Source organism: Kocuria sp. HSID17590, from assembly GCF_003989485.1.
Lineage (GTDB): Bacteria > Actinomycetota > Actinomycetes > Actinomycetales > Micrococcaceae > Kocuria > Kocuria salsicia.
Genome location: NZ_RBMB01000005.1, coordinates 83,002 through 99,252, shown reverse-complemented (window position 1 = coordinate 99,252; position 16,251 = coordinate 83,002). Strand labels below are relative to the sequence as shown.

The 16,251-nt window shown below is 70.6% G+C and carries 12 protein-coding genes; 8 read left to right on the top strand and 4 right to left on the bottom strand.

Translation table 11 applies throughout. From position 1 onward, the window contains the following. Positions 1–101 precede the first annotated feature (101 nt). Both D8M39_RS02810 and D8M39_RS02805 read right to left on the bottom strand, forming a co-directional pair. The gene (locus tag D8M39_RS02810; protein WP_094393787.1) at positions 102–1,397 is read right to left on the bottom strand and encodes a nitrate/nitrite transporter; all 1,296 of its coding nucleotides are present in this window, start codon (positions 1,395–1,397) and stop codon (positions 102–104) included. A 58-nt stretch (positions 1,398–1,455) separates the two neighbouring features. Further along, positions 1,456–2,385 carry a proteasome assembly chaperone family protein gene (locus tag D8M39_RS02805; RefSeq protein WP_055082674.1) on the bottom strand — a complete coding sequence of 310 codons (930 nt, stop codon included), beginning with the start codon at positions 2,383–2,385 and terminating at the stop codon, positions 1,456–1,458. A gap of 217 nt (positions 2,386–2,602) precedes the next feature. Between D8M39_RS02805 and D8M39_RS02800 the strand changes: the two genes are divergently transcribed. The 4 genes from D8M39_RS02800 to D8M39_RS02785 all read left to right on the top strand — a co-directional run bounded on the left by D8M39_RS02800 (position 2,603) and on the right by D8M39_RS02785 (position 8,560). After that, positions 2,603–4,129, top strand: a complete 1,527-nt coding sequence (locus D8M39_RS02800) for a leucyl aminopeptidase (RefSeq protein ID WP_055082672.1) — start codon at positions 2,603–2,605, stop codon at positions 4,127–4,129. Between the two features lie 172 nt (positions 4,130–4,301). Then, positions 4,302–5,669, top strand: coding sequence for a dihydrolipoyl dehydrogenase (gene lpdA / locus D8M39_RS02795; protein ID WP_094393785.1), 1,368 nt, complete (start codon positions 4,302–4,304; stop codon positions 5,667–5,669). 114 nt (positions 5,670–5,783) lie between these two features. Continuing rightward, positions 5,784–8,003, top strand: a complete 2,220-nt coding sequence (gene sucB / locus D8M39_RS02790) for a 2-oxoglutarate dehydrogenase, E2 component, dihydrolipoamide succinyltransferase (protein ID WP_126874339.1) — start codon at positions 5,784–5,786, stop codon at positions 8,001–8,003. 209 nt (positions 8,004–8,212) lie between these two features. Then, entirely contained in the window at positions 8,213–8,560 is a 348-nt protein-coding gene (locus tag D8M39_RS02785) for a hypothetical protein (protein ID WP_055082665.1), read from the top strand. 221 nt (positions 8,561–8,781) lie between these two features. On the opposite strand, the gene D8M39_RS02780 is transcribed toward D8M39_RS02785, so the two are convergent. After that, positions 8,782–11,127, bottom strand: coding sequence for a hypothetical protein (locus tag D8M39_RS02780; protein ID WP_126874338.1), 2,346 nt, complete (start codon positions 11,125–11,127; stop codon positions 8,782–8,784). 75 nt (positions 11,128–11,202) lie between these two features. Here D8M39_RS02780 and lipB point away from each other — a divergent pair, with 75 nt between their 5' ends. From lipB to D8M39_RS02765, 3 genes are all read left to right on the top strand, one after another. Further along, positions 11,203–11,937, top strand: a complete 735-nt coding sequence (gene lipB / locus D8M39_RS02775; RefSeq protein WP_094393779.1) for a lipoyl(octanoyl) transferase LipB — start codon at positions 11,203–11,205, stop codon at positions 11,935–11,937. A gap of 114 nt (positions 11,938–12,051) precedes the next feature. After that, a complete protein-coding gene (gene lipA, locus D8M39_RS02770) occupies positions 12,052–13,059 on the top strand; it encodes a lipoyl synthase (RefSeq protein ID WP_094393777.1) in 1,008 nt (335 codons plus the stop codon). Between the two features lie 120 nt (positions 13,060–13,179). Continuing rightward, entirely contained in the window at positions 13,180–13,929 is a 750-nt protein-coding gene (locus D8M39_RS02765; RefSeq protein WP_094393775.1) for a DUF4191 domain-containing protein, read from the top strand. Positions 13,930–14,073: 144 nt separating this feature from the next. Here the strand turns inward: D8M39_RS02765 and D8M39_RS02760 are convergent, their stop codons facing one another. Further along, entirely contained in the window at positions 14,074–14,520 is a 447-nt protein-coding gene (locus tag D8M39_RS02760) for an RDD family protein (RefSeq protein WP_094393773.1), read from the bottom strand. 234 nt (positions 14,521–14,754) lie between these two features. Here D8M39_RS02760 and glnA point away from each other — a divergent pair, with 234 nt between their 5' ends. After that, positions 14,755–16,179: a type I glutamate--ammonia ligase gene (gene glnA, locus D8M39_RS02755; RefSeq protein WP_126874337.1), complete on the top strand. Its 1,425-nt coding sequence runs from the start codon at positions 14,755–14,757 to the stop codon at positions 16,177–16,179. Positions 16,180–16,251 lie beyond the last annotated feature (72 nt).

Below are 16,251 nucleotides of genomic sequence, written 5' to 3'. Positions count from 1 at the left end.
CCCGGGGAGGAGCGCGCCGCCGTTGCCTCGGGACGGGCGGGGACGACGACGCGTCGCACCGTCACCTGTGCAGGCCGCCCACCGTGCGGCTCGCGGTCGGCTCAGACCGCGTCGGGGCCGTGCGCCCGGCGCACCTTGTGGGTGCAGCGCAGGATCGCCACGGTGCCCACGAGGGCGACGAGGCCCTGGGCCGCGATCGCGGGACGGAACGCCTCGCCGTCGTACAGGCTGGGTGAGAGCCCTGCGCCGTGCAGGAGGTCGAGCACCAGACCCGTCACGTAGATGGCGAGCAAGGACGCCGCGAAGCCGCCCACGTTGGCGAGGCCGGTGGCCGTGCCGCCGCGGTGCGGGGGGTTGAAGGCGCGCACGATGTCGAAGGCCATCATCGAGGCCGGCAGGGACAGCGCGATCATGCACACGCACACGTACACCACGGCCAGGGGTGCCTGCCCCGGCCACAGCAGCAGGATCGCCCACCCGGACCACGCCACCAGGCAGAAGAGGAGCACCAGGCGGGAGCGGCGTCGGGCGAACCGTGCGCTGAGCTTGCCCACGATAGGTGCCACGACCACGTTGAAGACCACGTAGACCGTCATCACGAACGACGCCTGCGTGGGATCGAGCCCCTGGGCGTTCTGCAGGTACGGGTAGGCCCACATCAGGGCGAACGTGTTGCCCGCGAACTGCACGGTGAAGTGCACCCAGAACCCTAGCTGGGTGCCCGGCTCGCGCAGGGACTGGCTCATGGAGGCACGGACCGAGGCGAAGGAGATGCTGTCGTTGAGGACCCGCACCCCCGGCGGGTTGTTGCGCAGCACGAGACCGGAGAGCACCGCCGCGAGCACGCACATGCCCGCCATCGTCACGAAGGACGGCACCCACCCGGTGGCGTGCAGCAGCACGGCGAACGGGATGACGGAGAAGAGCTGCCCCAGGTTGCCGGTCATGCCCACCACCTGGGTGAGCATCGGCACCTTCAGCGCGGAGAACCACACGGGAAGCAGCCGCATGACGCACACGAACGTGGCGGCGTCGCCGGCGCCCACCAGGATGCGCCCCACCACGCCGCCGGCCACGGACTGTGCCGCCGCGAGCTGCAGCTGGCCCGCAGCCATCGACACAGCACCAATGGTGATCAGGATGCGCGGACCGTAGCGGTCAACGAGCACACCCACGGGCACCTGCAGCACGGCGTAGACCAGCACCTGCATCATGGAGAACATCGACAGCCCGGAGGCCGCCGTCTGGAACCGGTCAGCCGCCTCCACGGTGGCCACGCCGAAGCTCGTGCGCTGCGCCACGGCGGAGAAGTACGCGAACACCCCCACCGCCAGGATCAACCACGCGGTGGTCGAGTCCTTGTACCTGGACGGTGGGGGTGTTGCTGCGTCCGACATGCGGGAGGGCCTCCACGGGCTGGTTCACGGCGACCCGCGCACGTGGGCCACGGGTCCTCTACTGCTGGTGGTCCTCCGGGTCGCTGCGAGCGGCCAGGAACGCCTCTGCGGCGGCACCGAGGTCGTCGGCGTCGGGGAGGTCGGCGTCGTCGGGCCCGGCGAGGATCGAGCGGCGGGCGGACGCGTCCACCACGTCATCGTATCGCCGTTCCATGTTCTCGATCACGGCCTGCACCTCCGGCGAGGAGCCGGCCTGCTCGTCGATCTGGCGGATCACGTCCCGGGACGCCTCGCGCAGCTCGTCCGTGGGCAGCGTGCGACCGGTGACGGCGCTGAGATACTCCAGGGCCGCCACCGCCGCCTGCGGGAGGTAGGACTCCGCGAGGTACTGCGGCACGTGCACGGACAGCCCCACGTGGTCGATCCCGCCCTCCTGCAGCCGCAGCTCGAGCAGGTGGGACGCGGACGCGCTGATCTCGAAGGTCGGTTTGCTGCCGTCCGTGCGGGGCAGCAGGTCAGCGCGGGGCCCGTGCGCGGAGACCAGCACGGGACGCGTGTGGGGAACCGGCATGGGGATCCCGCTCACCAGCGCCACCAGGCTCACGCGCAGCCGCTGCGCGAGTCCCACCACGGCGGCCGCGAAGCGCTCCCACTGGGTGTCCGGCTCGGGGCCGGTGAGCAGCAGGAAGTGGCGGTCCAGCCCGTCCGTGACCACGTGAAGGTTCAGTTCCGGGGCCTCCCAGTCCTCGAAGTGGTCCTCCGCGAACGTCACGCGGGGCCGCCGGGAGCGGTAGTCGTAGAGCTGGTCCAGGTCGAAGCGGACCACGGTCTCGCTGGGCATGGAGTCGAGGATGACGGCCTCGATCTGACCGGCAAGGTGACCCGCCTCCACGTACCCGGACAGCGCGACGATCAGGGGCAGGCCCCGCAGCCGCTCGTCGCTCAGCAACGCGGGATTGCCCAGGTACAGGGCCGTGGGATCCAGCACTTCTCCTCCTTGGGGGCTCGTGTGCCGCTCGCCCCGGGAAGCGGGGCCGGACGCGGCGTCTGCTGGTGCAACGCGGCCCCGGGCACCGCCTATTCCCCTGTGCGCGTCGCGGCGGGTCGTTAGGATCGGTCACACGTGGGCGCACCGCGCGCCCGGGACCGGCGCAGCACCCCTGCCGCCGGGCCCGTTCCCAGGACATCCGTGAAAGGACGCCACAGTGACCACACCGCAGGAGATCCTCGCCACCCACGAGGTGCAGCTCACCGTCACCACCAAGCCCCTGGGGGGCACCCCCGCGGACGCGCTGGTCCTCGGCGTCTCCCACGACGGCGCCGTCGCGGTTCCGGGCGATGTCAAGGGCGGCGTGCGCCGTCGCCTGAACGAGCTCGCCGAGCGCGCCGGTGCGCGCGGCAGGCTCGAGAGCGTCGTCGTGGTGCCCGCGCCCGACGACGTCCGCGCGGGCGACGTCCTGTTCGTGGGACTCGGCCGGGGTGAGGGGGACGAGCGCCGCGAGAACCTGCGCCGCGCCGCCGGTGCCGCCACCCGTGCCCTGCAGGGGCGGGCCGCGTCCGCGACCGTCGCGCTGCCCGTGACCGACGCCGACGACGCCCAGGCCGTTGCCGAGGGTGTCGCCCTCGGCGCGTTCCGCTACACCGCGCAGAAGTCCCGCACCCTCTCGGACGACGACGCGCCCCTGGCCTCGGCCGCCGTGGCGGTTCCCAAGAACCTCGGCAAGGACGCCGGGCCCGCGCTCCAGCGCGCCGCGCACGTGGCGCGTGCCGTGCGCCTGGCCCGCACGCTCGTGGACCTCTCCCCTGACACCGCGACCCCCGAGTTCGTGGCGGACGTGGCCCGCACCGCCGCGAAGGGCACGAAGGTCTCGGTGGAGGTCCTCGCGGAGAAGGAGCTCGCCCGTGGCAACTACGGCGGCCTGCTCGGCGTGGGTGCCGGATCAGTCAACGGACCGCGCCTGGTGAAGGTGCGCTGGGCCCCGTCCCGCGCCAAGAAGCACGTGGCGCTCGTGGGCAAGGGCATCACGTTCGACTCCGGCGGCCTCTCCCTGAAGCCCCCGGCCTCGATGATGACGATGAAGTCGGACATGGCCGGCGCGGCCGCCGTGCTGAGCACCGTCCTCGCCGCGGCCGCGCTGGAGCTCCCCGTGGCCGTGACCGGCTGGCTGTGCCTCGCCGAGAACATGCCCTCGGGCTCCGCAACCCGCCCCGGCGACGTCCTCACCATGCACAGCGGGCACACCGTCGAGGTGCTGAACACGGACGCCGAGGGCCGTCTCGTCCTCGCCGACGGCCTGTGGGCCGCCGGGCAGGAGCACCCTGACGCCATCGTGGACATCGCCACCCTGACCGGCGCGCAGATGGCCGCCCTCGGTGTCCGCACCGCCGGCGTGATGGGCGACGACGACGCCCGCGACCTCGCCGTGCGGGCCGCCACCCGCGCCGGGGAACCGGCCTGGCCCATGCCCCTGCCGGAGCACCTGCGGCCCTCGCTCGACTCGTTCGTCGCGGACCTGAAGAACATCGGGGACAAGCACGGCGGGATGCTCGTGGCCGGGTTGTTCCTGCGGGAGTTCGTCCCGGAGCACCGCGGGCGCCGGATCCCCTGGGCCCACATCGACATCGCCGGGCCGTCCTTCAACGAGTCCCAGCCGTGGGGCTACACGCCCAAGGAGGGGACGGGCTTCGGCGTCCGCACCCTGCTGACGATCGCTCAGGAGCACGCCGAGTAGGGTTCTGCCCTGCGCGGACACGCCACGCGGCGGGGGCCCACCGGCACGCAATACATGGTGGGCCCCCGGGCGTGGCGTTAGGCTGGACCCCAACCGTGACCGCCCTTCACAGACCCAGGATCGGGCCTCGGGCGGGCACCCTAACCAAGCACTCGAACCCCGAGGAGCCAACGTGGCCGACAACCAATACGACATCCTGGTCCTGGGCGGAGGATCCGCCGGGTACTCCGCCGCACTGCGCGCGGTCCAGCTGGGCTACAGCGTGGCTCTGATCGAGAAGGAGAAGCTCGGCGGCACGTGCCTGCACTGGGGCTGCATCCCCACGAAGGCGTACCTGCACTCGGCGGAGCTGGCCGAGGGCGCCCGGGAGTCCGAGAAGTACGGCATCAAGGCCACCCTCGAGTCCATCGACATGGGTGCGGTGCGCGACTACAAGAACAAGATCGTGCAGGGCAAGTACAAGGGCCTGACCGGGCTCATGAAGATGCGCAAGGTGGACGTCGTCGCCGGCAACGGCAAGCTCACCGGGCCCAACACCATCGACGTGGACGGCACCACCTACACCGGCAAGCACATCATCCTGGCCACCGGCTCGGTCTCCAAGACCCTCGGCATCGAGATCGGCGGCCGCGTGATGACCTCCACCGAGGCGCTGGAGATCGACTTCGTCCCCAAGTCCGCGATCGTGCTTGGCGGCGGTGTCATCGGCTGCGAGTTCGCGTCCATGTGGCGCTCCTTCGGCGTGGACGTCACCGTGATCGAGGGCCTGCCCCACCTCGTCGCCAACGAGGACCCGGCCATCATCAAGACGCTCGAGCGCGAGTTCAAGAAGCGCGGCATCAAGTACAACCTGGGCACGTTCTTCGAGAAGGTCGAGCAGAACGACGACGGCGCCAAGGTCACCCTCGCGGACGGCAAGGAGTTCGAGGCCGACGTCGTGCTCGTGGCCGTGGGCCGCGGCCCCAACACCGCGGACATGGGCTTCGAGGAGCAGGGCATCCCCATGGACCGCGGCTTCGTGACCCCGAACGAGCGGCTGCACACCGGCGTGGGCAGCATCTACGCGATCGGCGACATCGTCCCGGGCGTGCAGCTGGCTCACCGCGGCTACCAGCAGGGCCGCTTCGTGGCCGAGGAGATCGCCGGGCTGAACCCCGTGGTCGTCCCGGACATCAACGTCCCCAAGGTCACCTTCACCGAGCCGGAGATCGCGTCCGTGGGCTACTCGCAGCCCAAGGCCGAGGAGAAGTTCGGCAAGGACAACGTGGAGACCTTCGAGTACAACCTGGCCGGCAACGGCAAGAGCTCGATCCTCGGCACCGGCGGCTTCATCAAGCTGGTGCGCGAGAAGGACGGCCCCATCGTCGGCTTCCACGCGATCGGCACCCGCATCAGCGAGCAGATCGGCGAGGGCCAGCTCATGGTGAACTGGGAGGCCTACCCGGAGGACGTGGCGGCGTTCGTCCACGCCCACCCCACGCAGAACGAGGCCATCGGCGAGGCGGCCATGGCGCTGGCCGGTGTCCCGCTGCACGGCTGATCCACTGGAACCGGGTGCCCGCCCTCGGGCGGGCACCCGGTTCCCCACTCCGCCGGGGCCCGCACCCAGGCCCCCGCACACTTTTCGAATCTTGAGAGAGGGACGGACGAAACAATGTCTGAAACCGTGAACCTGCCCGCACTGGGCGAGTCAGTCACCGAAGGTACCGTGACCCGCTGGCTGAAGCAGGTGGGCGACGAAGTGGCCGTGGACGAGCCCCTGCTGGAGGTCTCCACGGACAAGGTCGACACCGAGGTCCCCTCCCCCGTGGCCGGTGTGATCGAGAAGATCCTGGTCGAGGAGGACGAGGACGTCGAGGTCGGTGGCGCGCTGGTCGTCATCGGCGACGGCTCCGGCGACTCCGGTTCCGACGACGCCGCCGCGCAGGACGACGCCCCGGCGGAGGCCTCCGAGGAGCCCAGCGAGCAGAAGAGCGAGCCCGAGCAGGCTCCCAAGGCTGACACGAAGCAGGCTTCGGGCAACTCCGTGGAGGTCATCCTCCCGGCGCTGGGCGAGTCCGTGACCGAGGGCACCGTGACCCGCTGGCTCAAGCAGGTCGGCGAGACCATCGAGGTCGACGAGCCCCTGCTGGAGGTCTCCACCGACAAGGTCGACACCGAGGTCCCGTCCCCCGTGGCCGGCACCCTGCTGGAGATCAAGGTCCAGGAGGACGAGGACGCCGAGGTCGGCCAGGTGCTGGCCCTCGTCGGCGACGAGTCCGCCGCCGGGTCCTCCGACTCCGACAACGGCTCCTCCGACCAGTCCGGTGAGACCAAGGCCGAAGAGGTCGAGGACGCCGCGACCACCGCCGACTCCGGCGAGAACACCGAACAGGCCGCCGAGACCAAGACCGAGCAGGCTCCCAAGGCTGACACGAAGCAGGCTTCGGGCAACTCCGTGGAGGTCACCCTCCCGGCGCTGGGCGAGTCCGTGACCGAGGGCACCGTGACCCGCTGGCTCAAGCAGGTCGGCGAGACCATCGAGGTCGACGAGCCCCTGCTGGAGGTCTCCACCGACAAGGTCGACACCGAGGTCCCGTCCCCCGTGGCCGGCACCCTGCTGGAGATCAAGGTCCAGGAGGACGAGGACGCCGAGGTCGGCCAGGTGCTGGCCCTCGTCGGCGACGAGTCCGCCGCCGGGTCCTCCGACTCCGACAACGGCTCCTCGGACAACGGCTCCTCCGACCAGTCCGGTGAGACCAAGGCCGAAGAGGTCGAGGACGCGGCAACCACCGCCGACTCCGGAGAGAACACCGAACAGGCCGCGGAGGCAAAGACCTCTCAGGCGTCGAAGCCTGCGGCCGAGGCACCCAAGGCGGAGCAGACGCCGTCGAAGCCGGCCGAGTCCGCCCCGTCCGCGGGCAAGGACGTGCCCGGGTACGTGACGCCGCTCGTGCGCAAGCTGGCCCGCGAGAAGAACGTGGACCTCTCCACGATCTCCGGCACCGGCGTGGGTGGCCGCATCCGCAAGCAGGACGTCCTGGCCGCCGCCGAGAAGTCCGAGAAGTCCGCTGCTCCCGCCATCGCGGACACCGGAGCGGACATGTCCCCGGCCGTGGCCACGCAGGGCTCCGGCAAGGCGGCTCCGGCCGCTGCCCCGGCAGCCGATCCCAAGCGCGGCACCACCGAGAAGGCCCCCCGCATCCGCATGACCATCGCCAAGCGGATGCGCGAGTCCCTCGAGGTCTCGGCGCAGCTAACGCAGGTCACCGAGGTGGACATGACCCGTGTGGCGCAGCTGCGGCAGAAGGCCAAGGACCAGTTCCAGAAGCGCGAGGGTGCCAAGCTCACCTTCATGCCCTTCTTCGCGAAGGCCGTGGCCGAGGCCCTGCAGGCGCACCCCGTGCTCAACGCGACGTTCAAGGAAGACTCCAAGGAGATCGTCTACAACTCCTCCGAGGACATTGCCATCGCCGTGGACACCCCGCGCGGGCTCCTCGTGCCTGTGGTCAAGAACGCGGGTGACCTGAACCTGGGCGGCCTCGCCAAGCAGATCGCCGAGCTGGGTGGCGCCGCCAAGGACGGCAGCATCTCGCCGGACGCCCTGACCGGTGGAACGTTCACCATCACGAACATCGGGTCCTTCGGCGCGCTGTTCGACACGCCGATCATCAACCAGCCCCAGGTCGGCATCCTGGGCACGGGCTCGATCGTGAAGCGGCCCATGGTCATCACGGACGCGGACGGCAACGACACCATCGCCATCCGGCACATGTGCTACCTGTCCCTGACCTACGACCACCGCCTGGTGGACGGCGCGGACGCCGGCCGCTTCCTGAGCACCCTCAAGAAGCGCCTCGAGGCCGGTCAGTTCGAGTCCGAGGTGGGTCTCTGAGACTGACCGCCCGGCGGTGGGGCTGACACGGTCGGACCCGTCGCACCGGTGCCTGCGGGCCCGGACCACTGAGTGCTGACAGCGCTCGGGGTCCGGGCCCGCCGTCGTCCCCGCGCACATAGTGTCGTGGTTCTTGGGTGCTGCGGATGCTTACCCTCACACCCCCGCAGGTGTCAATGGGTCAGGGGAAACTCCGTTACCCTCGAAGCATGACCTTTCTTCTCAACCTCATGCTCTTCCTGCACATCGTGGGTGTGGCCGTCATCGTCGGCACCTGGATCTACACCATGAAGCGCCCCACCGTGACCGTCGCCCAGTTCTGGGCCGCCGTGCTGATGCTCGTCACGGGCCTCGGCATGGTGGGTTACTACGAGATGAACGGTGGCGGGATCAACTACGCCAAGATCGGCGTGAAGCTCGTCATCCTCCTGGTGGTGCTCGTGGCCGCGTTCATCGGCATGCGCAAGACCCAGCGGGGTGAGCAGGTCTCCACCGGCCTCGCGCACGCCGTGGGCGGCATGGCCCTCATCAACGCCGCGGTGGCCGTCTTCTGGTGAGCCGCTGACCACTGACGAACGCCCGGGTGCCTGCACCCGGGCGTTCTGCATGTCTGCCCTCGTGGCCGCGTACCTGCGGGCCGGCGACGAGGCCCCGGCAGGTGGACTGCATCCCCCTGCGGTGGCAGGCCATTCCCCTGGGACCATGACTCCCCCCTCCTCCCGAGCGGTTCGCTTCCCCGGACTCGTCCGCTGCCCATACCGACCCGCCCGGAGCGCGGTCATCCCGCGGCAGTGACCGGGGTGACGTCCGCGAGGCGCCAGCCCTCCGCTGTGGACGTGATGGTGATGCGCAGCCGCTGCCTCGCCGCGTCCCCGTCCCGCGTCACGGCGGAGCCCGTCGGGAGTGCGCCCCGCCAGCCCCGGGTGACCACCTCGGCGTCGTAGGTCCTCGTGCGGGCGGCGTCGGCGGGCGAGAGGTGCGCCGCAGCGTCCGGTTTCTGCTCGGCAAGGGAAACGACCTCCATCCGGACTCCCGAGAGCTCTGTCACCCCGGTACCCGCGCCGCCCTGGGCGGCCGCCCGGCGGATCAGGTCGCGGTCCCTGGCCGCGAGGCCGGACCGCGGGACGTACACCTCCTCCGCGGCGGCCTCGTCACCGGCCGCGAGCGCGGCCGCCCGCCGGGCCACGAGGTCCCCGACCGCCTCTCGGGCTTCCCGGTCCTTGTCCTGCATGCTCTCCCCGGGCGCCGCTCCGGCCGTGGACCCGGCCGAGGCAGTCGGCGAGGCGGCGCGCGGTGATCCATTCGAGTCCGGGTCACCCTCCCGCGAGGCCGCCCGCCCCGGATCGGCCGCCGCCTCACCGGTGGCTGAGGGGAGAGTCTTCGCGGCCTGGCCACCCGCGGCTCCGCCGGGTTCCGACGACGCCGTGGCCTCGGTTCCGGCCTGGATGTCGCCGTGGGACCAGCCCACGAACGCCCAGACGAGTGCGGCGGCGGCGAGAACGGCCGCAGCGAGAGCGAACACACGACGTCGCCCCGGGCCTTGTCCTTCCACGGCCACGGTACGTCCGGCGACCGACCCGGCTGGACTCGTCCGGTCCTTCCCCGTGCCGCGTTCGCGCCCTCCCGGCAGCTGCAGTCCGGCAGCCAGGCGGAGGCGGCGTCGCTGCTTCACCACCGTGCCGTCGGCGCGGATCACCTCGGGTGTCATGCGCTCGGGCGGGCGACGCGCGGGCGACGGCCGTCGTACGGGGGCATCGAAACCGGCGGCGAGCTCGTGGGCGGAAGGCCGCTGCCCGTGGTCGTCGCACAGTGCGGCCTCGAGCATCAGCACCAGGTGACGCGGCGCGGTGGGGCACATGAGGCTCAGGGGCACGCGGTGGGAGTCCGGTCCCGGGTAGCGCCCGGTGAGCGCGAGCCAGCCCGTGACGGCGAGGTCGTGGACGTCCTGCGCCGCGCTCGCCCCGGTGGCGGAACCCGCCGCCACCGGCCCCGCCGCGTCCCGGTGGTGCTCGACCCGGTCCAGGCCCACTGCCCGGTCCAGGCCCACGGCCCGGTCCGCAAGCTCCTGGTGTGCGTCCACGTCCTGTGCCTGTCCCCATGCCGGAGGACCGTGGAGGGCACCGGCACGAACGCCGTAGCCGTCCAGCAGCGCCCTGCCGTCGGGGGTCACGAGCACGTGCCGCGCACTCAGCGCGCCGTGCACCCACCCGCGTTCGTGCAGCCGTGACAGTCCCCGGGCGGCGTCCGCGAGGACGGGCAGCAGCGCCTCGGGTGCCACTCTGCCCTGCTCCCCCATGATCTCGGTGAGGGGTCGGGCTCTCACGTGCTCGGCCACGAGGGCGCCCCGGACCACGCCGTCCTCACCGTGTGAGCCGCCCGCACGGACCGCCGCGTCCCCGCCGGTGTCGCCGACCCCGTGGGTCGCTCCGTCCGCGAGGACCGCCCGGGCCCCCACGAGCGCGGGATGGGTCTCGTGTGCCCAGGCGCCGACGAGCGCCGCGAAGTCGGCCTCGACCGGGCGGCGTCGTGCGGGGTCCTCGGACACGGCGAACGTCACGGTGAACCCCTCGCGGGTGGACTGCTCCCGGGCGAGCCACGTGCGCGTGCCGCCGCCCTCCGCGAGCCGCTCGACGAGTTCCAGCCCCTCACCCCGCGCTGCACGCTGCTCCACCGCGAGCGCCGGCCCCGGGCCAGCCACGTCTCTGGCGCCGGTTCCGAGCACGGTGGCGGCTCCGGTTGCGGTTGCGGCCTCTGCATGGTGGTCACCGGCGCACCCGCCATCGACCAAACCTGCTGGCTGCTCCGCAGACAGCTCGGAAACGGGCGTCGCAGTGGACGGTGGTGCGGCAGCGGGCATGGCAGATGCCTGCGGTGCAGCAGCACGCGAGACCGGCCCGGCGGCGGGTGGAACGTCTTCTGCACGGTCGAGCGGCAGTGGCGGCGGAGCGGAACGCGAGTCTCCCCCGTGCTCGAGGGAATCGGGCGAGGGGTGCTTCCGCTGGGCGGCCCGCACCCGTTCCTCGGCGGTGCGGTGGCGCCCGGTGGCCTCGCTCGCCGTGTCCTCGACGTCGCCGGGACGCTCCGCAGCGTGGCGCGTCCGGGCCTGGGCTCGATGTTCGCTCATGGCACCACTGTGCCCGTCGGGAACCGTGTCCGCGCACGTTATCCACAGGCCAGGGGGAAGGGATAAGCTGTCCGAATGGCTCTGCACTTCGAACGCATCGGCTTGGCACCGGACCTGGTGAACTACCGCGAGTGCCTGGACCTGCAGCGTGAGGTCCACCGGGAGGTCGTGGCCGGAACGCGCGGCAACACTGTCCTGATGGTCGAGCACGACCCCGTCTACACGGCCGGGCGCAGGACCGAGCAGCACGAGTACCCGTGGGACGGCACCGAGGTGGTGCCCATCGGCCGCGGCGGCAAGCTCACCTACCACGGCCCGGGCATGCTCGTGGGCTACCCCATCGTGCGCCTGCCGATTCCCCTGGACGTCGTGCGCTTCGTGCGGGTCCTCGAAGAGGTGATCGTCGCCGTCGTGCGGGACTTCGGGGTGCCCGCCACCACCGTCGCAGGCCGCTCCGGGGCGTGGGTTCTCGCGGACGAGCGCGGACCGGACCGCAAGATCTCCGCCATCGGCGTCCAGGTCTCCAAGCGCGCCACCATGCACGGCTTTGCCCTGAACTGCTCCAACGACCTCCGCCCCTTCGGCAGGATCATCCCCTGCGGGATCACGGACGCGGGCGTCACCTCCCTGAGTGCGGAGACCGGGAATCGGATCGACCCCGTGGACGTTGTCGCGCGTATGGAGCAGGAGCTCTCTGCCCGCGAGGCGGACCTGTGCGTCCCCTTCGAACCGCCCACCCCCGCGCCCGCACCCGTGCTGCGGCCCCACCACGTTCCCGCCGCCGCACCGGAGGCCACTGCCGTGTCCTGACATGCAGCCCGCTGTCCTGACACACCCCAGCCGCAGACAACTGTCGACAAACGGCCCCGCACCACCGCACCGGGTGGGCACGGGCCACGCCAGCGCCACCAGCGAGGAGAACCCATGACCATCGCCCCCGAAGGCCGCAAGCTGCTGCGCGTGGAGGCGCGCAACGCTGAGGTCCCCATCGAGAAGAAGCCGTCCTGGCTGAAGAACACCGCGAAGATGGGCCCCCAGTTCACGGAGCTGAAGTCCATGGCCCGCGGCCGCGGACTCCACACGGTGTGCGAGGAGGCCGGGTGCCCCAACATCTACGAGTGCTGGGAGGACCGCGAGGCCACGTTCCTCATCGGCGGGGACACCTGCACCCGGCGCTGCGACTTCTGCGACATCGCCACGGGCAAGCCCGGCATGGTGGACGTGCAGGAGCCCCGCAAGGTGGCCGAGTCCGTGCGGGACCTGGGCCTGCGCTACGCCACGGTGACGTCCGTGGCCCGTGACGACCTCTCGGACGGCGGCGCGTGGCTCAACGCGGAGACCATCCGTGCGATCCACGCCATGAATCCGAGCACCGGCGTGGAGATCCTGATCCCGGACTTCAAGGGCCAGCCGGACGCCCTGCAGCAGGTCATCGACGCCCAGCCCGAGGTGTTCGCGCACAACCTGGAGACCGTCCCGCGCATCTTCAAGCAGATCCGCCCGGCCTTCGCGTACGAGCGCTCCCTGGACGTCCTGACCCAGGGCAAGGACAACGGCATGATCGTGAAGTCCAACCTGATCCTGGGCATGGGCGAGACGGACGACGAGGTCTACGAGGCGCTGTGCGACCTGCACGACGCCGGCTGCGACATCATCACCCTCACCCAGTACCTGCGCCCCGGCCCCACGTTCCACCCGATCGACCGCTGGGTGAAGCCGGAGACCTTCGTGGAGCTCTCCAACGCCGCCGAGGAGATCGGCTTCCTGGGCGTCATGGCCGGGCCGATGGTCCGCTCCAGCTACCGCGCCGGCAAGCTGTGGGCCCGCGCCATGAAGAAGATGGGCCGCGAGATCCCGGAGCACCTCTCGCACATCGACGACTCCGGCTCCGCCACGCAGGAGGCCTCGAGCCTGCTCGCCCGGCTGAGCTGAGCCGGCACCGCCCCACCACGACGACGCCGCCCGCGACCCGGGCGGCGTCGTCATCTCCGCGCCCGTCCCCCAGCGGATAGAATGACCGCGATCCCCTACCAGCGACTGCGAGGAACCACCGTGTCACCAGCCACGTCCACCAAGGCCAAGGCCGCCGAGCGCGACCGCAAGCGCGAGGAGAAGCGCCAACGCAAGGCCGCCAAGGGGCCCGGCGTCTTCGCGCAGATGAAGCAGGTCTTCCAGATGACCCGCGAGCAGGAGCCGAACATCCTGTGGTGGATGATCCTGCTGGGCCTGGGCGTGCTGCTGGTCTTCCTGCTGATCGGTGTGGCGCTGGGCAACTGGATCACCTGGCTGCTGATCGGGATCCCCTTCGCCGTGCTCGCCGCGGTGATCCTGCTCTCCCGGCGTGCTGAGCGAGCCGCGTTCTCCCGGATCGAGGGTCAGCCCGGCGCCGCCGGGGCCGCGCTGTCCACCCTCAAGCGGGGGTGGATCGTGGAGGAGGAGCCCGCTGCCATGGATCCGAAGTCCAAGGACCTGCTGTTCCGCGCCGTGGGACGCCCCGGCGTCGTCTTCATCACCGAGGGCCCGGTGAACCGCGTGGACAAGCTCGTGAAGAAGGAGCGCCGCCGGATCGGGCCCGTGATCCAGAACGTGCCGATCCACGTGATCAAGTCCGGCAACGGCGAGGGCCAGGTGCCCCTGAACAAGCTTGCCAAGCAGATGCGCGGGCTGGACAACAAGCTCACCAAGCAGGAGGTGCAGGTGGTCCACCGCCGCATGAACACCCTGCAGAACCGTCTGCCGATCCCCAAGGGCGTGGATCCCATGCGTGCCCGCCCGGACCGCAAGTCCATGCGGGGCCGCTGAGCGGAGCAGCACCACCGGGAACGACGGCGAACGGGCCGGGCCACGAGGCCCGGCCCGTTGTCCGGGCCCGCACCCGGCGCAGCGGCAACGGCTGTCTGCGGAGACAGCCCCGTCCCTCCCGGGTAGCCAGTCTTTCCCGTGCCGTCAGCGCACGCGCACCAGCACGGTGTCCACCGCACGGTCGTGCAGCCCCCGCTGGTCCTCGTCCGGGACGAGCGGAGGGATCACCAGGCACAGCAGCAGCGTGCGCACGAACGCCTTGCCGAACCCTGCCGGGCGCCCGTCCATCGTCTGCACCTGCAGCCCCATGACCCAGTGCCCGATAGTGCGCCCGAAGAAGCCGACCATGAGCACGCTGAGCACGAAGAACACGGCCAGGTTCATCAGCCCCGAGCCGTTCCAGCGGGACAGGAACAGCCCCGCGATTACGAGCGCCAGCAACCAGTCGAGCACCAGGGCCACCAGCCGGGCGGGGAAGCGTGCGATCGAGCCGGGACCGCGTTCCGGGCGCCCCCACCGCTCACCCGGGTACTGCGAGCCCTCCCGGGGTGCGCCGTCGAGCCACGAGCCCATGTCCTGCCGAGAAACCATGACCTCAACCCTAGCGGCCCGATCCTCCCGGCCGGGCCACCCGCCGGTAGAGTGGAGGTGTACTGACCGGTCGGCAGGCCCTTCCGTGGGAGTGCTTCGTGTTACACGCACGAAACACCCGTGACACCGTCGGGCAACGCCAGGTTCCTACGCTGGACACCAGAACCGGACGCTCGCGGCGGTTCCACCCGCCGTGGCGCCGATCGGACGCCCACAGAGAAGGAGAACAGGTCCATGTTCCAATCAGCCGAAGAAGTGCTGTCGTACATCCAGGACGAAGAGGTCGTCTTCGTCGATCTCCGCTTCACGGACATGCCCGGTGTGCAGCAGCACTTCAACCTGCCGGCCAAGGCGGTGGACGAGGACTTCTTCACTGACGGACAGCTGTTCGACGGCTCCTCCATCCGCGGCTTCCAGGGCATCGCCGAGTCCGACATGCAGCTCATCCCGGACCCGCAGTCCGCGTTCGTGGACCCGTTCCGCGTGGAGAAGACCCTGGTGGTCACGTGCTCCATCGTGAACCCCCGCACCGGTGAGCCCTACCACCGCGATCCCCGCGGCGTGGCCGAGCGCGCCGAGGCGTACCTGGCCTCCACCGGCATCGCGGACACCGCGAACTTCGCGTCCGAGGCCGAGTTCTTCATCTTCGACGACGCCCGCTTCCAGGTGGAGCCGCAGTCCACGTTCTACAAGATCGACTCCGAGGAAGCACCGTGGAACAGCGGTCGCAAGGAGGAGGGTGGCAACCTCGCCAACAAGACCGCGGTCAAGGGCGGCTACTTCCCCGTCTCCCCCGTCGACAAGCAGGCGGACCTGCGTGACGCCATGTCCGTGGCGCTGGACGACGTCGGCCTGGAGGTGGAGCGCTCCCACCACGAGGTCGGTGCCTCCGGCCAGGCGGAGATCAACTACAAGTTCTCCACCCTCACCGCCGCGGCGGACGACCTGCTGAAGTTCAAGTACGTCATCAAGAACACCGCGGACGCGTTCGGCAAGACCGCCACGTTCATGCCCAAGCCGGTCTTCAACGACAACGGCTCCGGCATGCACTGCCACCAGTCGCTGTGGAAGGGCGGCGAGCCGCTGTTCTACGACGAGAAGGGCTACGCGGGCCTCTCGGACCTGGCCCGCTGGTACATCGGCGGCCTGCTGGAGCACTCCTCTGCGGTGCTGGCGTTCACTAACCCGACCGTGAACTCCTACCGTCGTCTGGTCAAGGGCTACGAGGCCCCCGTGAACATGGTGTACTCGCAGGGCAACCGCTCCGCGGGCATCCGCATCCCGATCACGGGCACGAACCCCAAGGCCAAGCGTCTGGAGTTCCGCGCACCGGACCCCTCGTGCAACCCGTACCTGGCGTTCGCCGCGCAGCTGATGGCCGGTCTGGACGGCATCCGCAACCGCATCGAGCCGGCGGATCCCATTGACAAGGACCTCTACGAGCTTCCCCCCGAGGAGGCCAAGGACATCAAGAAGGCCCCGGGCACCCTCGAGGAGGCCCTGAAGGCGCTGGAGGAGGACCACGAGTTCCTGCTCGCCGGCGACGTCTTCACCGAGGACCTCATCGAGTCCTGGATCGAGTACAAGCGTGAGAACGAGCTCAAGCCGCTCTCCCTGGTCCCCCACCCCCTGGAGTTCCAGCTGTACTACGGCGTGTGATCCCGCAGCCGGATTCGCCGAGGGCCCCGCTCGTCACGAGCGGGGCCCTCGGTCCGTCTCTGTCGCCCCGGG